This window comes from Amycolatopsis speibonae (genome assembly GCF_042647925.1).
Classification (GTDB): domain Bacteria; phylum Actinomycetota; class Actinomycetes; order Mycobacteriales; family Pseudonocardiaceae; genus Amycolatopsis; species Amycolatopsis speibonae.
The window spans coordinates 56,266-78,076 of record NZ_JBHRWK010000054.1; the positions used below are offsets into that span (position 1 = coordinate 56,266).

Genomic DNA, 21,811 nt, shown 5'->3' on the forward strand with positions numbered 1-21,811 from the left:
GCATCCCGTTTCACTCCGCCAGGGAATGCCTTCGGTAGGCGGAGTCCGGCTCGATGTACTCGATGCCGTTCTCGTCCATCGCGTTGAAGACGGTGAACCGCCCGTTCGGGAAGACGAAGCCGATCGCGACCATGCCCCCGGCCATGTCCCGCCCCGCCCACTCGAGCAGTTCGACGTCCTGGAGCACCTGACCCTCCAAAGCGGACAGTTCGGGGTAGATGTCCTGCCGCCACCGGAGCGGGCTGGGCTCCGCCGGGTCGCCCCAGTCCCATGCGGACTTGCCGTCCGCGTCGATCGTGTTCCAGGTCAGGGAAACCTCGTCGAACTTCCAGTGCGTGATCTCCAGCCGTTCGTCACCGAAGTCGATCACGACGGGCGCGTCCGAGAGCCATTCGCCGTACTCGACGAACCAGGTCAGGTGGACGCGCTGGAGCCGCTTGCCGACCAGAGCGCCCAGGCGGTCCCCGTGCGCTCTCCGGATCTGCTTGAGCCCGGAGAGCCACACGGGTTCATAACCCTCGATGTCGAAGAAAGCCACGCGACGAGTTTAGAGACTCGTGAGTGGTAAGGACGGTTAGAACCGTCGCTACCACTCACGAGGCCTTGGACCTGCTCGGCTCCGGGACCTTCACGTACTTGAGGAAGGGGTGAAGATCGAGTTTCCTCAGCTGAGCCGAGGGAAGGGGGCCTTCACGCGCGGCCTTCGTGACTGCTGGTGCGCATGGGACGAAAGTGGCGATCACGAAGTCCGTGAAGGCCTCCTTCCCTACCCTGAAGGTAGGCAAGGAGGCCTTCACGGACCGGGCCGACGGTTCGGAACGCAACCCCAGCATTTCCAGCAGCATCCGGCAATCCGTCGCGTCGCGGGCGTTCGCGACCACCGCCTCGGTCGCCTTGCGCAGCACCATCGCCCGTACGGCCGTCGCCCCGCCGTCGGCCGGTTCCCCGGCCGGACTCGGTCCCTCGAACAGGTTCCCCATGACCCACCTCCGTCTTCCCTTTCGTTGATACCCGATCCCGGCCGGGAAGGCCCCCTGTCTTCTTGCGGTTCCGGCGGCGCACCCGCCGGTTTCTCCCTAGACTGGCACCATTCGGACGAGCGGACGGAGCGGGAACTGACCACCGAGTTGCACGGGGAGATCGTGATCCTGACCCCGGTCACCGAAGCCCATGTCCCGGAACTGCGGCGGATCCGCGGCACGGCCGGGGTCAGGGCGCGCTGGGGTTCGGTCGACGATTCCCCCACCTGGCCGTTCGACGATCCCACGACGGCCCATTTCACCGTCTTGGAAGGGAGCGCCGTCCGGGGCTTCGTCCAGTACGGCGAAGAGGAGGACCCGATGTACCGGCACGCGTCGGTCGACCTCTTCCTCGACCCGGCGGCGCACGGCCGCGGGCTGGGGACGGACACCGTCCGGACGATGGCCCGCCACCTCCTGCTCGATCGCGGGCATCACCGGCTGGTGATCGACCCCGCCGCGGACAACGACGCCGCGATCCGCTGTTACAAGGCAGTCGGTTTCCGCGAGGTCGGGGTGATGCGCCGCTACGAACGCGACACCGAGGGTGAAGGCTGGCACGACGGGCTGCTGATGGACTTGCTCGCCGAAGACCTCACGTAGCGCGTCAGGGCGACTCCGATCAGTACCACCGCCATCCCGGCGAGTACGCGCGGGCCGAGTTCCTCGCCGAGCACGAGCGCGCCCAGGGCGACCGAGACGACAGGCAGCAGATAGCCGACGGTCGCCGCGGAGGTCGCGCCTTCGTCGGCGATGAGCCGGTAGTTGAGGTAGAAGGTGACGCCGGTGCCGAAGATCCCGAGGACGACGACGGCGATCAACGCGGTGATGTTCAGCGGACCGGCCGGTGCCGCGTCGAACGGCAGCGCGAGCGCGCTCAGCCCGGTGGCGGTCAGCAGTTGTGCGGCGGAGATCGCGATCGGCCCGCCCTCGCCGACGAGTTTCCGCCCCATGTAAGCGAAAGCGATGGCGTAGCTGACTCCGGCGCCGAGCAGGGCCAGTGTCCCCCAGCCGAGCAGGCCGCTCTTCTGCCAGGGCGCGAAGATCAGCAGGATGCCGGCGAAACCGAGGACCAGCCCGCCCACCCGGATCGCGGTGATCCGGCGTTCGGTGCCGATCCCGACGCCGATCAGCAACGACCACAGCGGGGTCGTCGCGTTCATCACCCCGGCGATCCCGGAATCGACGGTCAGTTCACCGATACCGAACAACGCGAACGGCAGGGCGTTGCAGAAGAACGCGGCGACGAGGAGCCTGCCCCAGATCCGGCGGCCCCGCGGCAGGCGTTGCCCGGCGAAGCGGCTCAGCACCAGCAGGACGGCCGCGCCGAGGGCGCAGCGGACGACGGTGACCTGAACGGGCGCCAGCCCGGTCAGCGCCAGCTTGATCCACAGGAACCCCGAGCCCCACAACAGGGCGAGAACGCCCATCCTGGCCAGGGTTCCTGGCGCGCCGATGCTCACGTCGATCCTTTCGCCGAGCCGCTCGATACCTCTCCAAGCTGCCTCGGGCGACTCGTCAGGACAAGTGAAAAGATCTACACCGACGTTAAGCGGTACTAAATGGTCCGAAAGGTCACGGTCGTGGCCGCCCGGAAAGGCGACCACGACCGGCTTGCGAGGAGATCAGTACTCGCCCGGTTGCTCGCAAGGCGGAACAGGGCCTGCTCACATTTCGCGGTCGCGCATGATCCACCTCCCTTTCGACTGGCGCTCCGGTGGGGAACGGGCGCGTTCTCGCACAGTTTGGGGGCAGTCTTCGCACCTCCGCACACCCGGTGGCCGTGTTGTGACCCAGGTAATGGGAAGGTTGTCGCGCGCGGAGCCGTTCTGCCCAGCGACGAATCGGCAGATGGCCCTGCCCGCCGTCACGCGAGTTGTGGCACGATCTGCCGCGAAGCAGGGAGAAAGGTGCTTTCTGGTGACCGAGAATTCCGGTTCGGCCAGATCCGGGGGGACCGGGAAAGCACGCGCGGAACCGAGGCCGGTTTCGACGGCCGCGCTGGCGTTCGGGCGCGCGCTGCGGCAACGGCGGCAGGCCAAAGGACTGGCACTGCGCGAACTCCAGAAACTCGCCTATGTCGACAAAAGTCTCATCAGCCGGGTCGAACGCGGCCTCACCCCGCCGAGCGCGGAATTCGCCGAGTCCTGCGATCGCGCGCTGGACGCGGGCGGGACGCTGATCGTGCTCGCCGAAGCCGCCCGCGCGGAACCTTACGTTCACCTTCCCCCGCCGCCGAGCCATTTCGTCGGCCGCGAAGAACATTTCGCCCTGCTCGACGAAAAGGTGTTCACCGGACAGGCCAAAGTGGTCTTCGTGGCGGGGCCTCCCGGTGTCGGGAAGACAGCGCTCGTACTGAATTGGGCGAACCGGCGGCAGGAGGAGTTCGACGGCGTCCTCTGGTCGGATCTGCGCGGTTACGCGGCGGGCTCTCCCGCGCAACCCGCCGACATCCTCGACGATCTCCTCCGGTGCGTCGGCGTCCGCCCCGATCGCGTGCCCGCCGAGGAACACATGCGGCTCGCGCTCCTGCGCGGACTGCTGCGCGGCCAGCGCACCCTCGTCGTGCTGGACAACGCCCTCGACTCGCACCAGGTGCGGCCGGTGCTGCCCGGCACCCCGGACACCACCGTGCTGATCACCAGCAGACGACGGCTCTCGGGACTCGTGGTCGGCAGCGGCGCGGTCCAGGTTTCCCTGGAACCGCTGGAAGATCTCGAAGCGACGCGGCTCATGGCCGAGCTCATCGGAGACGAACGCGCGGCGGGCGACCCCGAAGGCGTCGGCAGGCTCGTCCGGTTGTGCGCGGCGCTGCCGCTGGCGGTGAACATCGCCGCCGAACGGGTCGCCACGCATCCCCATCAGAGCGTCGGTGACCTCGCCCGCGAACTCGTCGCCGAGGGACGTCGGCTGGAACTGCTCGCTGTCGACGACGACGCCGTCGGGGTCCGGGCCGCCTTCAGCTGGTCCTACCGCGCGCTCGAGGCCGACACCGCCCGCATGTTCCGGCTCCTCGGCCTCCACCCCGGGCCGCGGTTCTCCGCGAGCGCCGCGGCAGCGCTCGCCGGATTGCCCGAACACGACGCGCGGCGGCTTCTCGACAGACTCGTGCAGGCGCATCTCATCCAGCAGGTCGGCGCCCAGTACTACCGGTTCCACGACCTGCTCCGTGTCTATGCCGCCGAAGAGGCCACCGCGGGGCAGTGGCAGGAGGAGCGGCAGGCGGCGGTTTCCCGGCTGACCCAGTGGTACCTCTACGCCGCCAACGCGGCGAGCTGGACACTGACACCGGCCCGCGACCACCACATCGACCTGGGCCCCGCCCCCGAAGGCGTCGAGCCGCTCCGGTTCGCGACGTTCGACGAGGCCTACATCTGGTGCGCGTCGGAGATGCCGAGCATCACCGGGGTCGCCCGGCTGGCACTGGACCACGGGCTGTACGAGATCGGCTGGCGGCTGCCGGTGGAACTGTTCGACTACCACCTGCTCGGCAGGCCGTGGCAGACGTGGATCTCCAGCCACGAGGTGGCGATCGAATCCGCGAAGGCGGGCGGTGACCTCGCCGGGCTGGCGTGGTCGGCGATCAACCTCGCCGAGGCACACCGGCGGCGCGGGGACCTCGACCGCGCGCACGAACTGTTCAGCCAGGCCGTCGAGCTCTCGAAGGAGATCGGCGAGAACCCGAGCCTCGGCTGGGCGCTGGTGGGGCTCGGGAACATCGCGCACGAACGCGAGGACTATCCCGGGGCCGCGCGGCTGATCGAGGAGGGTGTCGAGGTGAACGCGCGGATCGGGTACCAGCTCGGCGAAGCGACCGCGCGGGTCCACCTCGGCCGCGCCTACCGCGACCTCGGTGAACGAGACCTCGCCCTCGAACACGGCCTTCGCGCCTTCGAGACCTACGCGAAGGACGCCGACCAGCACGGCATGGGCTTCGCGCTGGTACCGCTCGCCCGGACCAGCCGCCGGTTCGGCGACCCGGAGCAGGCGCTCGGGTACTGCGAGCGGGCGCTGACCGCCTACCGGAACTGCGGCGACGTCTGGGGACAGGCCGACGCGCTCGACGAACGCGGCTGCGCGCTGGCCGCCCAGGGGCACACCGAAGAGGCCATGACGATCTGGCGCGACGCGCTCCAGCTCGTCATGGACCTCGACGACCGCAAGGCGAACGTGCTGCGCGGCCGCATCGAAGGAGCCGTCTAAAGCTTGACCGGCAGGTTGTGCAGGCCTCGGGTGATCGCGCTCGGCCACCACACGAGCCGGTCCTCGGGCACGGTCAGCGTCATCGACGGCGCACGGTCGAACAACGTCTCCAAGGCCGCGGACGCCTGCATCCGCGCGAGCGCGGCGCCGATGCAGATATGCGGGCCGACCCCGAAGGCCAAGTGCCGCACCGGCCGTTCGCCCGGGCGGAAGGCGAGCGGTTCGGGGTGAACCTCCGGATCGCGATTGGCCGCCAGCAACGACAACAGAATCGGGTCACCCGCCTCCATCCGCTGCCCGGCGAGTTCCATCGGCTCGGTGACGAACCGCCAGCTGGTGTTCTGCAACGGGGTGTCGCGGCGCAGGACCTCCTCGATGGCGAGCGTCAGATAGGAGCCGTCGGCGCGGGCGCGGGCCGCCTCCTCCGGATGCGTGATGAGGGTCAGCGCGGTGGACGCGATGAGGCTGATCGTCGTCTCGTGCCCGGCGATCAAGGAGAGGAACGCCGTCGCGGCGACCTCTTCGTCGGTCAGCTTCCCGGCGGCTTCCTGGGAGAGCAGGTCGCTGATCAGGTCCGCTCCGGGTTCGGCGCGTTTGCGGGCGACGACGTCGGCGAGCAGCGCGTCCAGGTCGTCGGTCGCCTTGAGCATCGAGGCCATGTCGGTGACGTCGCCGGCGGCGACCACCAGCGCGGGCGGGCGGACCTCGTCCAGGAGGGTGTCCGGGATGCCGATCAGCTCGCAGATCGACCGGATTCCCAGCGGGTAGGCGAAATCCTCGACGAGGTCGCCCTCGCCCCGCTCCAGGATCGGTTCCAGCAGTTCGTTCGCGAGCTGATGCGTGCGGTCGCGCAGGTGCTGCAGCCGTCGTGGTCCGAACGCGCCGGCGCAGGCCTTGCGCAGCCGCGCGTGTTCCTCGCCCTCGACGTTGTTCATATGCCCGATGAGCGTCGGCCGGTGGTCGGCGGGCAGTCCGAGACTGGCCTTGCGCCAGTGTTCCGCCGCGACGGACGGGCATTTGGACAACCGGGGGTCGGCCATCGCGGAAACGACGTCCGCGTGCCGGGTCAGCAGCCAGGTCCAGGTGTCGCCGGGCAGCGGAAGCCGGAACGCCGGGGCGTTCGCACGAAGCCATTCGTAAGCGGGCGACGGATCTCTGTCGAATTCCGGACCGAACATCACGGGGACCGCGGCGGCGTCGTATGCGGCATCAGGCATACGAGCCACCATGCCAGCTTGTGGCGGTATCGCGTCCGGCGAACGCAGGCATTGACCTGTCTCACGCGATCGTCAACGCGGTCCCCCTGTCACCCCCTTGCGGTGACCAGCAAGATCGAAGCGGGTGCGGTGCGTAACGGATGGAGGTGGCCCCGTCAGCGAGTTCGGCAAGCACGACCGTGACGCGGTCTCGGAGCGGCCGCCCGGTTCGCTCCGGGGATTCGCCGATACCGTCGGCCTCGCCGCCGCCCGCGTCTGGCGGTTGCGGGGTCGCGCCTGGAACACCCTGCGGCATCCGGCGGGGTGGGAACTGTGGCGACTGCCGCCCGCGGCGGTCTTCTGGATGCTCAGTACCGAGATCGCGGTGGCGGTGTGGGCCCTGTACAGCGGTTTCAAGGCCGCTCCGACAACCACGGACCTCGTCCGCTTCGGTGTGATCGCGGGCTGCGCGATCTGGTACCTCGTCCAGACCCAGCATCCCGAGGAACAGCGCCGTGCCGACGACCGGCGTGGCGAGCACATCGACCAGACCGCCGTCTGGCTCGGCGGCGCGGCCGTCCTCCTGCCGCCCACGTTGTCGCTGGCGCTGCTGCTGATGGTGCGCGTGCAGCGCTACTCCATCGCGCACAAGGCGATGACGACGTTCCTCTTCACCACCGCCGCGCACGCCGCGTCCATCCTCGGCGTGCACACGATCACCGAACTGACGGCACTGCACACCTGGCTCGAGTCGGGCATGCTCCCCCAGCGGGCCGGCGACATCGCGGTCGCCGCCGTCGCGCTGGTGGGCGCCGCGCTCTGGTACTTCGCGTCACAAACGCTCCTGATCAGCATCGCGCGCGGCCTGGCGTGGGGCGGCTGGCGGCGGCAGAAACTGATCGGCAGCTGGGCCGACAACGCGGATTTCGTCTACGCGCTGCAACTCGCGGCGTGCACCACGATCCTCGGCGCGGTCAACATCGCGCTGGTGCCGCTGGTGATGATCGGGGTCGCGCTGCGCTCGACGCGGCTCTCGCAGGCGCTGGCGGACACGATCGCGCGCAGCCAGCGTGACCGGAAGACCGGGCTGCTGACCGAGGACTCGTTCCACGCCCCGGCCGCCCTGCGCCTGCTCGAAGACCAGACCGATCGGCGGCCGACCGCGTTCCTGATGCTGGACCTCGATCACTTCAAGCGGTGGAACGACAAGTACGGGCATTCCGGCGGCGACATCGTGCTCGGCTGTGTCAGCGCCGTACTGCGGCACAACACCCGCGCCACGGACGTCGTCGGGCGGTGGGGCGGCGAGGAGTTCTCGGTACTGCTGCCGGACACCACCCGCGAGGAGGCGATGCGGATCGCCGAGCGGATCCGGGAGGCCGTCGCGAAGACCGCGATCACCGGCCTGACGGAGCTCGCCAGCGGGCACGCCACCAACGAACCCCGCGCCGTCGGGCCGATCCACGGCTGCACCGTGTCGATCGGCGTCGGGCTCTCGCCCGAGCACTCGACGGACTACGGCGAGCTGTTCCGCGCGGCGGACACGGCCATGTACCAAGCGAAGCGGACCGGACGGGACCGGGTCGTGCTGGCGCCTTCCGCGGTCCCGCCTTCGCCGAGGGCGCCCACGTCGCCGCTCAGCCGGGCCGGGGACTCGCGCCGGGACTAGCGCATTTAGTCCTCTGAATGCGTTCGGGCCGCGTCAGCGGCTGGTCACGAGGCGAGTTTCGAGGAGGTCGTCGACCACCCGGGTCTCCACGGCGGTCCGCCGCTCGAACGCGGATCCGCACAACGGCCACAGCGCGACCAGCACGACCCCCACCGCGGACAGGGCGGCCAGCACCAGCGCGGCGACGAACTGGGCGGCGCCGTCGGTCGCCGTGCTCAGCACCGCGAAGCCGATCAGGACGATCCCGGTGGGCAGCACCGCGGCCAAGACCACCAGGAGGACGGGCGTGCGGCGCAGGTCACGGCGCCGGGTGGTCAGCCAGGCGGCGAGGAGGCAGGCGAACGACGCCGCCAGCAGGCAGGCGCCCGCCGTGTCGCTCAGCCGGTGCCAGCCCAGCGCGATGGTCGACGACGCGACCCAGGCGACGGCGACGCCGCCCAACCCGATGATCACCGGGCGGAACCGTTGGGGCAGAACGAAAGCGAAGGCCATCAGGATCGCCATGGCGGCACTGACGTGCCCGCTCGGGAAGCTGTTGTGTCCCGGTCCGTAACCGGCGTCGGGCAGTTCGGGGCGTTCGAGGACGTACAGCTTGAGCAACTGCGCGGAGACGAGCGGGAGCACGAGGACACCCAGCGCGGGGATGAGGAGGCCGGGTTTCCGGCGAAGGAGCGCCAGGCCGATCAGCACGATCGCGGCGGCACCGATCACGAGCACCATGTCCTGGTCCCGCAGCGGCCCCGCCCAGTCCATTGTGGACCACTGGCCGGACTGCGCGCTGCGGACGACGCCGTTCTCCGCGAGCTGACCGGCCGACGTGTGCACGAAGAGCACGAAGGTCACGACGAACGCGGCGGCCAGTCCCAGTCCGGTGGCGAGCTGGAACACGGCCCTGGACAGGGTGCGCCGGGGCTCGGCGTGCCGTCCGGGCAGCGGACGGTGGGCGGGGGTCGGTTTCGCTTCGTGGGTGAGTACGGCCATGGGTCTCACTGTTCCCACGCCGTTTCTCCGGGAGGTCCGGACAATGTCATGGTTCTGCTACAAGATCGAGCCGAGTCGCACACAAGCGGTGACATCCGAATAATGGCGACGTGGCAAGTGTCCTTTTGATCGAAGACGACGCGTCCGTCCGGGAGGGGCTGGAACTCGCGCTGCGCCGGCAGGCGCACACCGTCCACACCGCCGAGAGCGGTGAGCTCGGGCTGGAGAAACTGCGGGTGTACCAGCCCGACATCGTCGTGCTGGACCTCATGCTGCCCGGGATCGACGGCTTCGAGACCTGCCGGCGGATCCGCTCGGCCGGCGAGGTGCCCATCATCATGCTCACCGCCCGCAGCGACGATTTCGACATCGTGGCCGGGCTGGAGGCGGGCGCCGACGACTACGTGACCAAGCCGATCGAGCCCCGCGTGCTCGACGCCCGGATCCGGGCGGTCCTGCGGCGCGCGGTGAGCGAGAAGCCCGCGAGCGAGGGCGACCCGGCCTGGGAACGGCACGGCCGCCTGGTCATCGACCGGGCCGGGCTGGTGGTCACGAAGAACGGCGAGCCGGTCTCGCTCACGCCGACAGAGCTGAAGCTGCTCCTGGAGCTGTCGCGCACCCCCGGTCAGGTCTACAGCCGCCAGCAGATCCTCTCCGCCGTCTGGGACCACGACTACCTCGGCGACTCCCGGCTGGTCGACGCCTGCGTCCAGCGGTTGCGCGCGAAGATCGAGGACGTGCCCGCGAAACCCGACCACGTCCAGACCGTCCGCGGCTTCGGGTACCGGTTCGGCCGTTCATGAGGTTGCTCTCCGGGCTGCGGCCGCGACTCATCCTCGCCTTCGCGGCGATGACGATCATCGGGGCGGCGGCCGCGGCGGGGGCCAGCTACGTCTCGGCTCGCAACGCCATCCTCGAAGCGGTCCAGGACGCGGCGATGAACCAGCTCAAGGACCGGGTCGCCACCTACGGCCGCCCGCTGTCCATGCCGCCGACCCAGGAACAGCTCAACGACTTCGCGGGCAGTCTGCGGTTGAACGCCGTCGCGGTCTACCGGGACTTGCGGTCGGTCAACGGACCGAACCTGACCACGTTCTCCCCCGGACTGCGGGAGACCGTCGCCAACGACGACCGGATCCAGTTCCAGCGCCTCGACCGCGACACCATCCCCGAACTCCTGGTCGGCATGCCGGTGCTGACCAGGCAGCCGAACGGGTCGATGGGGCGCAGCGGGCTCCAGGTGTACTCGCTCACCTCGCTCGGCCAGCAGCAGCAAGCCATCGAAGAGCTCGCGAAGTACGCCTGGCAGATGGCCGCGCTGGCCCTGCCGCTCGCCGCCGCGCTCGCGTTGCTGGCCGCCAGGCAGGTCCTGCGGCCGGTGCGGGCGCTCAACACCGCCGCCGCCCAGCTCGGTGAGGGCAGGCTCGACATCCGGCTGCCCGCCAAGGGATCCGACGAGCTGGCCGAACTGGTCACGACCTTCAACAACACCGCCGCCGAGCTGGAACGCACGGTCGGCGAGCTGCGAGCCATGGAGGCCGACGCCCGCCGGTTCGTGGCCGACGTCTCGCACGAACTCCGCACACCGCTCGCGGCGATGAACGCGGTCACCGACGTCCTGGACGAGGACGCGGAGGCGCTGCCGCCGGACACCGCCGTCGCGGCGCGGCTGGTCTCGGGCGAGACCCGCAGGCTGACCCGGCTCGTCCAGGACCTGGTCGAGATCTCCCGGTTCGACGCGGGCCGCGCCGAGCTCGTTCTCGACGAATGGGACCTCGCGACGGCGATCCGGGACAGCCTCGACGCGCGTGGCTGGCGCGACGGCGAAGACCTGGTCACCGACCTGCCGGAGGGCGTTCTCGCCCGCGTCGACCGGCGGCGGCTCGACCTGATCGTGGCCAACCTCGTCGGCAACGCGTTCCGGCACGGCACGCCTCCGGTCGAAGTCCGGCTGCGCGCGGACAGCGACGGTGTCACCCTGGAGGTCGACGACCACGGGCCCGGGATCGATCCCGAGGTCCTGCCGTACGTCTTCGACCGTTTCACCAAGGCCGACACCGCCCGCGCCCGGTCCGAGGGCAGCGGCCTTGGCTTGGCGATCGCGCTGGAGAACGCGCGTCTGCACGGCGGGGGCATCACGGCCGCCAACACCGGGCACGGCACCCGGTTCGTCCTGCGTCTGCCGCACCGCGCCGAAGGAGGGACGCGATGAGGAAGGCACGGCTCCTGCCCGCTCTCGCGGCCGCGGCACTGGTGGCGGCCTGCGGCGTGCAGCCGACGGGTGTCGTCGCGGCCGGGCCGGGACCGTCGATCCGCAACACCGAGGGCACGTATGTTCTCAACGGGCTGACGCTGTACTTCGTCTCCGACGGCCGGGTGATCCCGGTGACCCGGCCCAGCGAAGGCGCCGTTTCCCCCGAAGGCGCGATCACGCTGCTGCTGAAGGGGCCGACCGAGCGGGAAGCCGCGCAAGGACTCACCACGTTCGTCCCGCCGGAGGTGGGCCGGGTCGCGGTGTACCCGGGCGACCCGTCGAGCCTCGCGCTGCCGTTCTCGGTGCGCAAACTGTCCAACCAGGCCATCAACCAGCTCGTCTGCACCGTGATCGCGGCCTCGACGGCCACCGGACGGGCCCCGCGCTCCCCGGGAGTGAACGTGATCTCGCCGAACGAGGACGTGTACTTCCACTCCTGCAAAGCCGACTGAATTCGTCACTCACAGTGCTCACATAAAAGCACTTCTTGTATCTGTACGGGCGTGAGCCTCTTTTGGTTCAACGATCAAAGTAACTGTGGGCGAACACACTCGGGCGTGACATTGCCGTGTCCTTTTCGTAATGTTGCCCGGAGCTCGCGGCCCCCGACGCGAGTTCCCGTCCCCGAAGTGGTGAGTGATCAGAGAAATGGCCGGCAGACATCGCAAGAGCAAGGCTCCGCAGTGGAAGCTCCCCGCGGGTATCGCGGCAGCGGTCGCCACGGCGCTCCCGGCGTCGATGTGGCTGACCACCGCAGGTTCCCCTGACGTCGAAGCGGCCAGCGCCGCGCTCGCGCTGCAGGCTCCCCCGGTCTCCAGCGTGACTCCCCCGCCGTCGACCAGCAGCACCCCGCCCTCCAGCACGACGACACCGCCCCCCTCGACCTCCTCGGCTCCCCCGAAGCCGACGACGTCGGCCAAGGCGCCCGCCACGGTGAAGACGACCGTGCCCGCCTCGACGGCGTCGTGCTCGACCAGCCTCGCCGGCACCAAGCCGCACGTGGCCCAGGTCGGCAACCACGTCAAGGCGAAGTTCGGCATCAAGACCGTCGGCGGCGTCGCCGGCCGGGCGAACGCCAGCGACCACCCCTCCGGCCTCGCGCTCGACTTCATGGTGGACACCGCCACCGGTAACGCCGTCGCCGAGTACATCCTGGCCAACCAGAAGGACTTCGGCGTCAGCTACGTCATCTGGCGCCAGCGCTACAACGACGGCAGCGGCTGGGACACCATGGAGGACCGCGGCGGCGCGACCGCCAACCACATGGACCACGTCCACGTTTCCTTCAACAAGAGCGCGAAGGTCAGCGTCAGCTGCTAGTGGCGTCTCTTCTAACGACGCCGAGCGGACCGTTCGCCGGGCTGGACGACAGGTCGCCCCACGACCTCTTCCACGCCCTTGACGGCGAGCCGGTCCGCTCGCTCGTTCTCCGGATGCCCGGCGTGGCCCTTGACCCAATGCCATTCGACGTCGTGCCGTGAAGCGGCTTCGTCGAGACGGCGCCACAGATCGGCGTTCTTGACCGGCGTCTTCGCCGAGGTCATCCAGCCGTTGTTCTTCCAGTTCCGCACCCAGCTGGTGATGCCGTTCCGGACGTAGGTGCTGTCGGTGTAGATGTCCACCGTGACCCGGCGCTTCAGGCTTTCCAGTGCCTCGATGGGCGCCGTCAGCTCCATCCGGTTGTTCGTGGTCGGCCCGGGATCCCCGCCGTAGATCTCCTTCTCGACCGTGCCGTACCGCAGCACCGCGCCCCAGCCGCCGGGGCCGGGATTGCCGCTGCACGCGCCATCGGTGTAGATCTCGACTTCCGCCACCGGAACACCCTAGCGACGGGTTCAGTCCGGCAGCAGTGGCACCCACGGCTCCTCGGCCTGTCCGAGGTGCACCGCCCGCGTGATGGACTTCGCGCCGAAGCGGTCCCGGACGGTGTCGAGCGTCGAATCGAGCGCGTCCCTGGGCTTCGCGCCGAACGGCAGTGCCAGCTGGATCGAGTCGTCCTTCGTCAGGTTCGTGAGCGCGAGGCCGATGAGCGTGAGCCCGCGCTCGTCGATCACCGGTCTCGCCGCGGCGAGCAGGTCGCGGGCCGCCGCGATGATCGCGCCGGTCTGTTCGGTCGCCTCCAGCAGGGTGTGTGAGCGCGTCGCCTTGGTGAAATCGGCGAACCGCATCCGCAGCACGACGGTCCGGCACACCCGCTGCGCCGCGCGCAGCCGCCTGGCCAGGCGATCGGCCAGGGTCAGCAGTGTCGCGTCGAGTTCGGCGGGAGAACGCGGCCTGCCGCCGAGCGCGCGCTGTGCCCCGATCGACCGGCGACGGCGGCCGGTCTGCACCCGCCGCGGGTCGTCGTTGTGGGACAGGGCGTGCAGATGGGCGCCGACGCCGCGGCCGAGCATCCGGACGAGGTCCTTCTCCCCGAACCCCTCCATCTGCCCGACCGTCGTCACGCCGCGCTCGCGCAGCTTCTGCGCCGTCACCTTGCCCACGCCCCAGAGCCGCTCGACCGGCAGCGGATGCAGGAACTCCAGCTCCTTGTCGTGCGGCACGACGAGCAGGCCGTCGGGTTTCGCGACACCACTGGCCACTTTCGCGAGGAACTTCGTCCTGGCGACGCCGACGGTGATCGGCAGGCCGACCTGCTCCAGGACGTCCTTCCGCAGTTTCGCGGCGATCCGGCTCGGGCTGCCCGCGATCTTCAGCAGCCCGCCGACGTCGAGGAAGGCCTCGTCGATCGAGATGCCCTCCACCAGCGGCGTCGTGTTGCCGAAGACCTCGAAGACAGCCTTGCTCGCCTCCGAATAAGCGTGCATCCGGGGCGGGACCACGATCGCGTCCGGGCACAGCCGCCGCGCCTGGCCGCCGCCCATCGCCGTGCGGACGCCGTACGCCTTGGCCTCGTAACTGGCCGCCAGGACGACACCGCCGCCGACGATGACCGGCCGCCCGCGCAGGCTCGGGTCGTCACGCTGCTCGACCGACGCGTAGAACGAGTCCAGGTCGGCGTGCAGGATGGGACCCTCGATCGTCATAGAACATATGTTCGCATCAAACGGCCCAGCGGCCAAGCGTCCCGGATCAGTCGAACGGCGGACCCGAGTGGGAAACCCGGTGCTTGAAGACCTCCCCGTCCCGGATCTCGGCGGAGTACGTCGGCCTCGGCGAGACCGCGCGCCAGGCGTTCAGCACCTCCTCCGACTCCCAGTACTCGAAGATGTTCACTCGGTCCGCTTCGAGCGTGTCGGCCGCGATGACCACGTCGAGACAGCCCGGATGGGCCCGCGCCTTCTCGACGATCACCTGGTGGCCTTCGACGTACCGGTCCCGTTCCTCCGGGTCCACGTACAGCTTTCCCGCGACGATCACCGTCATCTCGGACTCCTTTCGTTCGGTCGTTTCACGCGACCGACGAACGCGGGCGACGGAAAACGACACGTCCGCCCGCGAAACACCAGATCGCGATCACCGGGTCGCAGATCGCGCAGCCGAACGAGGAGTGCTCCGCGAACGGGATGATCGGGGCGCCCTTGAGATGGTGCACGACGTCCCAGCCGGTGTGCAGCAGCCACGCGACGCCGATGAACGTCCAGGAATCCAGGCCGCGGTACGCCACGTAGGTCATGACGGCGGTGAATGCGAACTCCCAGATCCCGAGGCCGCCGCCGCTCAGGTACGCGGCACCGGCGCCCGCCACCATGACCGCGTTGAAGCGGCGGCGGTGCGGCTCGGGGATCAGCGACATCAGCGCGACGTAGACAAGGCCGACGAGGATCGGCGCGATGATCACCATGGTTCGACGCTAGAACCCCGACGGTGCCACTCCCAGTGGCGCGAACGACGTCTTCCGACGGGATCCCGCCATCGGGGCGGGTAGGTTGCGGTCATGCACACCGTCGCCGTCCTCGCACTGGACAAGGTGATCCCGTTCGACCTCTCGACGCCGATCGAGGTCTTCACCAGGACCCGGCTCGCCGACGGGAGCGCGGGCTACCGCGTGGTCATCTGCGCCGAGCATCCCGAGGTCGACGCCGGGCACTTCACCCTGCGCGCGCCGTGGGGCCTGGAAGCGCTGCGCGAGGCCGGCACGATCGTCGTCCCGGGCACCGCCGACCCGGCCGGGCCGTTGCCGGAAGCCGTCCGCGACGCGCTCACCTCGGCCGCCGCGAGGGGTACGCGGATCGCCTCGATCTGTTCCGGCACCTTCGTCCTCGCCGCCGCGGGCCTGCTCGACGGCCTCCGCGCCACCACCCACTGGGTCGCCGCCGAGGCGCTTGCCGCCGCCTATCCGGACGTCGACGTCGACCCGGACGTGCTCTATGTCGACAACGGGCAGATCCTGACGTCGGCGGGCGCCGCCGCGGGAATGGATCTGTGCCTGCACCTGATCCGCCGCGACCACGGCGCCGCGATCGCCGCCGACGCCGCCCGTCTTTCGGTGATGGCGCTGGAACGCGAGGGCGGCCAGGCGCAGTTCATCGCGTTGCGGCATCCCCCGGCTCCCCGCGGCGCGGCACTGGAACCCACTTTGCTCTGGATGCAGGAAAACCTCGCACGCGACCTCAGCCTGGCCGAGATCGCCGCGCGCGCCGGGACGAGCACGCGCACGCTCATCCGGCACTTTCGCGAACAGACCGGGACGACGCCGTTGCAATGGCTGCACCGGACGCGGATCCGGCAGGCGCAGCATCTGCTGGAGACCACCCAGTACGCCGTCGAACGGATCGGTTCCGAAGTCGGTTTCGGTTCCTCCACCTCGTTCCGCGAACGGTTCAAGCGCACGACCGGGGTCAGTCCCGGCACCTATCGACGCGCTTTCCGTTGAGCGGGAACGCCTCTCGCCTGGAACCACGGCGTCACGACGGTGTCCGGAACAGACTCACGCGGCGAGCGACAGGGCGGTGTCCGACGCGCGCACCCGGGCCTGTTCGGCGAAGCGCCTTCGGGCGACGACGACTCTGAGCCATCGTTGCGAGCGCTCGGCGTCCAGATCGGAGGTTGCGCGGGCGAGTACTTCGGCGGCGTGCGCGGCGGAATCGATCTCCGCGGCGGCGCCGAGGTAGTCGCCCGCCTCGATCAGCTTGTAGGCGTGGCGCATCTCGGTCTGCGCGGTCGAGTAGATGGCGTAGGCGGCCAGGTTGTTCGCCAGCGGGCCCAGTGAATGCGACATCGGATTCTCCGTTCCTTCTCTTACTGACACGTCGAACGGGTACCCCGCGGTTCGACACGGCAGCGGATAATTTTCGAAGATCTTCGGGGTTGCGCAAAGTGGTCGCTTCACGACAGCCTGAAGCGCATGTCAGCCCCGGCGGCGTCGTTCCGCAGCGTCTTCGCGGTCGCCGAATTCCGCCGGATCTGGCTCGCCCATCTGCTCTCGGTCGCCGGTGACCAGCTGGCCAGGGTCGCGCTCACGGTGCTGGTGTTCGACCGGACGTCGTCGGCGGGGTGGGCTTCGGCGGCGTACGCGCTGACCTTCGTGCCCGATCTTCTCGGCGGCGCCTTGGGCGGCATCGCGGACCGCTTCTCACGGCGCACCGTGATGGTGGTGACCGACGTCGGCCGCGCGGTCCTGATCGCGCTGATGGCGGCTCCCGGCCTCCCGCTGCCCGCCGCGGCCGCGCTGTTGTTCTTCGTGCAGCTGATGGCCGGGCCGTTCTACGCGGCCCGCCAGGCGATGCTGCCGGATCTGCTCGACCCGGACCGCCTGGTCGTCGGCCAGGCGGTCATCTCGTCCACCTATCAGGCCGGGCTCGTGGTGGGCTTCGGCGCGGGCGCCGCCGTCGTCGCCGGCCTCGGCGTCCCCGGGGCGCTGCTGATCGACGCGGGGACCTTCGCACTGTCGGCCCTCATGCTCCGTTTCGGACTCGAGCGATATCCACCCTCGGCGCCGAGCCATCACCGGCGCCCCTCCCTGCTCGCGGGCTGCCGTCTGGTCGCCCGCGACCGCAAACTGCGCTGGCTGCTGCTCATCGCCTGCTGCTGCGGTTTCTATGTCGTGCCCGAAGGTCTCGCCGTCCCGGTCGCCGCCGAACTCGGCGGCGCGGGCGCGCTGCCGTGGCTGCTGGCCGCGAACCCGGTCGGCTCCGTACTCGGCGGGATCCTGTTGAGCCGGATCCCGCGAGAACGGCAGGTCCGGGCGCTGGGCGTGCTGACGGTGGCGAGCAGCCTGGTGCTGATCCCGACCGGCTGGGCGGGCGGCCTGGTCCCGATCGTCGTGCTGTGGACGCTTTCCGGCGTCTTCTCCGCGCACGACATGATCACTCAGACGCAGTACAGCCTCGCCGCTCCGTCCGCCCGACGCGGCCAGGTGATCGGGGTCGCGATCGCCGCCTTGCGGGCGGCGCAGGCGGCGGGGATCGCGGCCGCCGGGCTGCTGGCCCAGGTCGTCGCGCCGACCACCGTGATCACCGTCGCGGCGGGTGCGGGCGTGGTGGTCGCCTGCGTCGCCGGGGTGGGCTGGTCACGAGCGGTGTCGTCCCGCCGCGGCCCAGAAGATCCCGTGGGTCCGGCCGGCGGGACGACACCCGTTGGCGAGCATGGTTCCTGACTCGATCGGCTCATCACGTCCAGTTGTTGTCACGACGGGTCGTCCAGTTGTTGTCACGCACTTGTGTTCACCTCCCTTCGCCGAACCGCGCCTCGGTGGGCCGGATCACTCAGGTCCAGTTGTTGTCACGCCGAGTGGTCCAGTTGTTGTCCCGCATGTCGTTCACCTCCCTCGAACTAGCGATGTATCAGGCAAAACATTCACCAGTTGTTGTCCTGCATCGGCGCACCTCCCTCTTTCCGGTTGGGCTGTCCGGGGGAATTCGCGGCCGCGCTTCTTATCGTCCGGACAACGACGCTCGTCGCAGTCCCGGTTCGATTACGGTGTAGATCACCGACGGAAGAGGGTGCGTGGACGGACGACTCGGCGGCGCGCGGCGGCGGCTCACGGCCTGGCACCTGTGGAGCCTGCCGCGACCTGTGCGTTCCTACGTCCTGGTCGTGAATCTCATCGCAGTCCTCTCGACCGCGGCGACGGCCCGGCTGGTCCCGGTCACCGGCACCGACCTGGCCCGCTTCGGCGTCTTGACGCTGTGCGCGGCCATCGCGATCGAGGGCACCCGGCAGATCGAACGCCAACGGGAGTACGACAGGGCCCCGTCGGTCGCCTACGTCGACACCAAGGCGGTCTGGAGCGTCGCCGCCGTCATCGCGCTGCCGCCGGTGCTCGCCGCCGCGATGGTCGTGATGACCTACACCATCGCATGGCTGCGGATCTGGCCACACCAACGGCCGGTTCTCCCCCATCGGTGGATCTTTTCCGCCGCGACGGTGCTCTGCGGCACACAGGCCGCCGTCGTCGTCCTCAGCCTCGGCATGCGCCACTACCCCGGTTCGCCCGACTCGGGCCTGCTCGCCGGGCTGGGCGACCTCGCGGTCATCATCGTGGCCGCGGCCCTGCGCTGGGCGATCAACACCGTGCTGGTGATGATCGCGATCGCCTTCTCGTCGCCGCCGAAGTCGATCGGCGAGCTGTTCTCCGGGTTCGGCGACCAGATCCTCGAAGCCGGCGCGCTCGGCCTCGGCCTCGTGACGGCCGTCGTCCTCGTCCAGGCCAACCCGCTGGTGCTGGTCGGGGTCGTCATCGCACTGGTCGCGCTGCACCGCGGGCTGTTGCTGACGCAGTACCGGCGCGACGCGCACACCGACGCCACCACCGGGCTCGTCACGAAACGCCGCTGGCGTCAGCTGGCCGAGGAGCTTCTGGGCCGGACACGCGGCGGACGCAAACTCGGCGTGCTGTTCCTCGACCTCGACAACTTCAAGACCATCAACGACACCTACGGCCATCCCAACGGCGACCTCGTCCTGCGCGCGGTCGGTGACGCGCTGCGCGCCGAGATCCGCGAGCAGGACGTCTGCGGACGCTGGGGCGGCGAGGAGTTCGCGATCGTCATCCCGGACATCCACGGCGAGGAGACCCTGCGCCAGGTGGCCGAACGGATCCGGCACCAGGTCGCGGTGGTCTCGGTCGCGTTGCCCGATCGCGACGCCGTGCTGACCGACCTGACGGTGTCGATCGGCGGGGCGTTGTACCCGGCCGCCAACATCACCAGCGTCGACGACCTTCTCGTCGCCACGGACACCGCGCTCTACCGGGCGAAGCAGGGCGGCCGCAACAGGGTCGAATTGGCTCCTCCCGCGCAGTAGGCTTCGCCTCGTCTGGGGAGGCGCGATGAAGCGATTCGCTCGGGGGCCGGTCGGTCTGGTGGTCGCGATACAGGGTCCTGGTGCTGACCTTGTTGTCGGGACGGTACGGATTTCATCGGGACGAGCTCTACTTCCTGGCCGCGGGAAAGCGGCTCGCCTGGGGCTACGTCGATCAGCCGCCGCTGACGCCCTTGCTCGCGCGGATCTCCACAGAGCTGTTCGGTGTCACTCCTCCCGGCCCGCGCGTGGCCGCGACGCTGTGCGCCGCCGGAACGGTGGTCCTGCTGGCCTTGGTCGCCCGCGAGTTCGGCGGCGGCCGCGGCGTGCAGGTCCTCACCGCCGCGATGACCGCGCTGGCGGCGTTCGTCGTGGTCGACGGGCACATGCTCTCGACGGCCACGGTCGACCTGCTGGGCTGGAGCGCGCTGGGCCTGGTGGTCCTGCGCCTGTTCCGCACCGGCGACGGACGCTGGTGGCTCGCGGTCGGCGCCGTCATCGGAGTCGGGCTGGAGAGCAAGTGGCTCGTTCTGCTGATGGTCGCCTCGATCGGCCTGGCGGTGCTCGCCGTCGGCCCTCGCACGATGTTCCGCACCGGTTGGCTCGCCGCCGGGATCCTGCTCGCGCCGGCACTGGCCGCACCGGGACTCAGCTGGCAGGCGGCGCACGATTTCCCTTTGCTGACAGTGGCTTCCGGGATCAGCGAGGACGACGGCGCGGAGAACCGGATCCTGTTCGTGCCGATGCAGCTGCTCTATCTGTCCCAGTGGTCGTGCCGGTCTGGGTCGCGGGCGCCCTCCGGCTCTGGCGTGATCCGGACCTGCGCTGGGCCCGGTCCTTCGCACTGGCCTATCCGGTGTTGTGCGTGATCTTGTTGGTGCCGGGCGGAAAACCGTACTATGCGGCGCCGTTCTTGTTGCTGCTCGCGGCCGCCGGCGCGGACCCCTGTTTACGGTGGCTCGACCGGACCCGGCGCCGAGTTCTGTCGGCGTCGTGGGCTGTGATCGGCGCGGCGGTTTCCCTGCTTGTCGGGCTGCCGCTGCTGCCGGTCTCCGCGCTGGCGCCGATTTTGGCTGTCAACAAGGGACAAGGCGAGCAAGCGGGCTGGCCGGAGCCGGCTTCGACGGTGCGCAACGTCAGGGAGCAAGTCCCGCACGGCACCGCGGCGATCTTCACGCGGAACTACGGGCAAGCGGGAGCCTTGGAGCACTACGGGCTTCCTTCGGTGTACTCGGGCCATATGTCCTATGCGGACTGGGGGCCGCCTCCGGACAGCGCTGCCGGCCCTGTCGTGGTGGTGGGCCCGTATCTTCCGTCGTGGTTCACCGGATGTCGTGAGGTGACCGTTCACGACAACGGGCTCGGAGTGGAGAACGAGGAGCAGGGAGTGAAGATTTCCTTGTGTACGGGGACTTCTCGGCCATGGTCATCACTGTGTGGCGAGCTCCGGCATTACTACTGAGTTCTTGGTGGCAGGATTTGTCGGTGGGTGGTTGTACGGTTTCTTCCGTGGCTACCGATAGAGCCTTTTTGGCTTCATACAAGGATTGTTCAGCTCTGAGCGACGCAGAGTGCGTGGCTGTCGCACAGGCGGCGTCGGCGGATATCGCCCGGTTGGAGGCGGTCCGGTTCCGTGCGATCGCGCAGCTGTCCCGCCATCGCGACGGTGTGTCGAGCGTGGTGCAGGAGGTGGCGTTCGCGTTGTCTGTCGTGGACGGTCATGCGGGTGCGCTGGTGTCTGCGGCGGAGGCGTTGACCACCCGCCTTCCCCGGACGCTGGGGTTGATGGACCGGGGTGTGCTGAGCGGCGCGGGAGCGATGAAAGTCGCTGCGGCGACCGGGTGGCTGTCGGACGACGACGCCCGCGCCGTGGATGCGTTGCTGGAGGATCGGTTGGAGGGCAGGAACACCGAGCAGATCCGGAAAGCGGCCAGTCACGCGGCGGGGATCGTGGACAAGGAAGGGGCGGCCCGGCGTACCGAACACCACCGCGCAGGCCGCCGTCTGACGCTGCGCCAGGGTGAGGCGGGGGTGGCGTCGATCGAGGTCGAGGACGGTCCGGTGGAGAAAGTGGCGGCCGCGTTTGTGCGGATCGATCGGGAAGCGCGGGCGCTGAAGACCGGTGGTGAGACCCGCACCCTGGACCAGCTACGCGCCGACGTCGCCCTGGATCTCCTGCTGGGCGGGCAGGGCGGCGCCGGGGAACGGTCGGAGGTGTTCCTGTACATGGATCTGGCCACCTATCTCGGGTTGAACGAGGATCCGGCGGAGCTGGCCGGGCATGGCCATATCCCGGCGTCGTTGG

The 21,811-nt window shown here is 69.5% G+C and carries 23 protein-coding genes; 13 read left to right on the top strand and 10 right to left on the bottom strand.

Annotation, left to right across the window (positions count from 1 at the left end):
* Window positions 1-10 precede the first annotated feature (10 nt).
* On the bottom strand, window positions 11-538 hold the full coding sequence (locus ACFOSH_RS29920) for a hypothetical protein (RefSeq protein ID WP_378242498.1): 528 nt from the start codon (window positions 536-538) through the stop codon (window positions 11-13).
* Window positions 539-593: 55 nt separating this feature from the next.
* Window positions 594-980 (bottom strand): hypothetical protein, encoded by a 387-nt coding sequence (locus ACFOSH_RS29925; protein WP_378242500.1) that lies wholly within the window; start codon window positions 978-980, stop codon window positions 594-596.
* A gap of 135 nt (window positions 981-1,115) precedes the next feature.
* Here ACFOSH_RS29925 and ACFOSH_RS29930 point away from each other — a divergent pair, with 135 nt between their 5' ends.
* Window positions 1,116-1,622 carry a GNAT family N-acetyltransferase gene (locus ACFOSH_RS29930; RefSeq protein ID WP_378242589.1) on the top strand — a complete coding sequence of 169 codons (507 nt, stop codon included), beginning with the start codon at window positions 1,116-1,118 and terminating at the stop codon, window positions 1,620-1,622.
* Here ACFOSH_RS29930 and ACFOSH_RS29935 read toward each other — a convergent pair.
* Window positions 1,547-2,482, bottom strand: coding sequence for a DMT family transporter (locus ACFOSH_RS29935; protein ID WP_378242502.1), 936 nt, complete (start codon window positions 2,480-2,482; stop codon window positions 1,547-1,549). The two genes, ACFOSH_RS29930 and ACFOSH_RS29935, sit on opposite strands and share 76 nt — an antisense overlap.
* 457 nt (window positions 2,483-2,939) lie before the next feature.
* Between ACFOSH_RS29935 and ACFOSH_RS29940 the strand changes: the two genes are divergently transcribed.
* Complete coding sequence (locus ACFOSH_RS29940; protein ID WP_378242504.1) at window positions 2,940-5,222, top strand: ATP-binding protein; 2,283 nt, start codon at window positions 2,940-2,942, stop codon at window positions 5,220-5,222.
* Here ACFOSH_RS29940 and ACFOSH_RS29945 read toward each other — a convergent pair.
* On the bottom strand, window positions 5,219-6,439 hold the full coding sequence (locus ACFOSH_RS29945; RefSeq protein ID WP_378242506.1) for a cytochrome P450 family protein: 1,221 nt from the start codon (window positions 6,437-6,439) through the stop codon (window positions 5,219-5,221). The two genes, ACFOSH_RS29940 and ACFOSH_RS29945, sit on opposite strands and share 4 nt — an antisense overlap.
* A gap of 124 nt (window positions 6,440-6,563) precedes the next feature.
* On the opposite strand from ACFOSH_RS29945, the gene ACFOSH_RS29950 reads away from it, so the two are divergent.
* Window positions 6,564-8,087 (top strand): GGDEF domain-containing protein, encoded by a 1,524-nt coding sequence (locus tag ACFOSH_RS29950; RefSeq protein WP_378242508.1) that lies wholly within the window; start codon window positions 6,564-6,566, stop codon window positions 8,085-8,087.
* Between the two features lie 33 nt (window positions 8,088-8,120).
* Here ACFOSH_RS29950 and ACFOSH_RS29955 read toward each other — a convergent pair whose 3' ends face one another.
* A complete protein-coding gene (locus ACFOSH_RS29955) occupies window positions 8,121-9,068 on the bottom strand; it encodes a phosphatase PAP2 family protein (RefSeq protein WP_378242510.1) in 948 nt (315 codons plus the stop codon).
* A 110-nt stretch (window positions 9,069-9,178) separates the two neighbouring features.
* On the opposite strand from ACFOSH_RS29955, the gene ACFOSH_RS29960 reads away from it, so the two are divergent.
* From ACFOSH_RS29960 to ACFOSH_RS29975, 4 genes are all read left to right on the top strand, one after another.
* The gene (locus ACFOSH_RS29960) at window positions 9,179-9,871 is read left to right on the top strand and encodes a response regulator (protein WP_378242512.1); all 693 of its coding nucleotides are present in this window, start codon (window positions 9,179-9,181) and stop codon (window positions 9,869-9,871) included.
* Entirely contained in the window at window positions 9,868-11,280 is a 1,413-nt protein-coding gene (locus ACFOSH_RS29965; protein ID WP_378242514.1) for an ATP-binding protein, read from the top strand. Before ACFOSH_RS29960 ends, ACFOSH_RS29965 begins: the two co-directional genes overlap by 4 nt.
* The gene (locus ACFOSH_RS29970; RefSeq protein ID WP_378242516.1) at window positions 11,277-11,774 is read left to right on the top strand and encodes a hypothetical protein; all 498 of its coding nucleotides are present in this window, start codon (window positions 11,277-11,279) and stop codon (window positions 11,772-11,774) included. Before ACFOSH_RS29965 ends, ACFOSH_RS29970 begins: the two co-directional genes overlap by 4 nt.
* A 196-nt stretch (window positions 11,775-11,970) precedes the next feature.
* Complete coding sequence (locus ACFOSH_RS29975; protein WP_378242518.1) at window positions 11,971-12,642, top strand: hypothetical protein; 672 nt, start codon at window positions 11,971-11,973, stop codon at window positions 12,640-12,642.
* 11 nt (window positions 12,643-12,653) lie between these two features.
* On the opposite strand, the gene rnhA is transcribed toward ACFOSH_RS29975, so the two are convergent.
* The 4 genes from rnhA to ACFOSH_RS29995 are packed head-to-tail and all read right to left on the bottom strand — an operon-like array spanning window position 12,654 to window position 15,106.
* Entirely contained in the window at window positions 12,654-13,136 is a 483-nt protein-coding gene (gene rnhA / locus ACFOSH_RS29980; RefSeq protein WP_378242519.1) for a ribonuclease HI, read from the bottom strand.
* Between the two features lie 21 nt (window positions 13,137-13,157).
* The gene (gene dinB / locus ACFOSH_RS29985) at window positions 13,158-14,348 is read right to left on the bottom strand and encodes a DNA polymerase IV (RefSeq protein WP_378242521.1); all 1,191 of its coding nucleotides are present in this window, start codon (window positions 14,346-14,348) and stop codon (window positions 13,158-13,160) included.
* A 46-nt stretch (window positions 14,349-14,394) separates the two neighbouring features.
* The gene (locus ACFOSH_RS29990) at window positions 14,395-14,688 is read right to left on the bottom strand and encodes a putative quinol monooxygenase (protein ID WP_378242523.1); all 294 of its coding nucleotides are present in this window, start codon (window positions 14,686-14,688) and stop codon (window positions 14,395-14,397) included.
* A 25-nt stretch (window positions 14,689-14,713) separates the two neighbouring features.
* Entirely contained in the window at window positions 14,714-15,106 is a 393-nt protein-coding gene (locus ACFOSH_RS29995; RefSeq protein WP_378242525.1) for a DUF6010 family protein, read from the bottom strand.
* Between the two features lie 93 nt (window positions 15,107-15,199).
* On the opposite strand from ACFOSH_RS29995, the gene ACFOSH_RS30000 reads away from it, so the two are divergent.
* Window positions 15,200-16,138 carry a GlxA family transcriptional regulator gene (locus ACFOSH_RS30000; RefSeq protein WP_378242527.1) on the top strand — a complete coding sequence of 313 codons (939 nt, stop codon included), beginning with the start codon at window positions 15,200-15,202 and terminating at the stop codon, window positions 16,136-16,138.
* A gap of 54 nt (window positions 16,139-16,192) precedes the next feature.
* On the opposite strand, the gene ACFOSH_RS30005 is transcribed toward ACFOSH_RS30000, so the two are convergent.
* A complete protein-coding gene (locus tag ACFOSH_RS30005) occupies window positions 16,193-16,483 on the bottom strand; it encodes a hypothetical protein (RefSeq protein ID WP_378242529.1) in 291 nt (96 codons plus the stop codon).
* 126 nt (window positions 16,484-16,609) lie between these two features.
* Here ACFOSH_RS30005 and ACFOSH_RS30010 point away from each other — a divergent pair, with 126 nt between their 5' ends.
* From ACFOSH_RS30010 to ACFOSH_RS30030, 5 genes are all read left to right on the top strand, one after another.
* Window positions 16,610-17,860 (top strand): MFS transporter, encoded by a 1,251-nt coding sequence (locus ACFOSH_RS30010; protein ID WP_378242531.1) that lies wholly within the window; start codon window positions 16,610-16,612, stop codon window positions 17,858-17,860.
* Window positions 17,861-18,210: 350 nt separating this feature from the next.
* Window positions 18,211-19,509, top strand: coding sequence for a GGDEF domain-containing protein (locus tag ACFOSH_RS30015; RefSeq protein WP_378242533.1), 1,299 nt, complete (start codon window positions 18,211-18,213; stop codon window positions 19,507-19,509).
* A gap of 80 nt (window positions 19,510-19,589) precedes the next feature.
* Window positions 19,590-20,375 carry a glycosyltransferase family 39 protein gene (locus ACFOSH_RS30020; RefSeq protein WP_378242535.1) on the top strand — a complete coding sequence of 262 codons (786 nt, stop codon included), beginning with the start codon at window positions 19,590-19,592 and terminating at the stop codon, window positions 20,373-20,375.
* Window positions 20,372-20,968 (top strand): hypothetical protein, encoded by a 597-nt coding sequence (locus tag ACFOSH_RS30025; RefSeq protein ID WP_378242537.1) that lies wholly within the window; start codon window positions 20,372-20,374, stop codon window positions 20,966-20,968. Before ACFOSH_RS30020 ends, ACFOSH_RS30025 begins: the two co-directional genes overlap by 4 nt.
* Before the next feature lie 113 nt (window positions 20,969-21,081).
* On the top strand, window positions 21,082-21,811 hold a 730-nt coding region (locus ACFOSH_RS30030; RefSeq protein ID WP_378242591.1), incomplete at its 3' end, for a DUF222 domain-containing protein.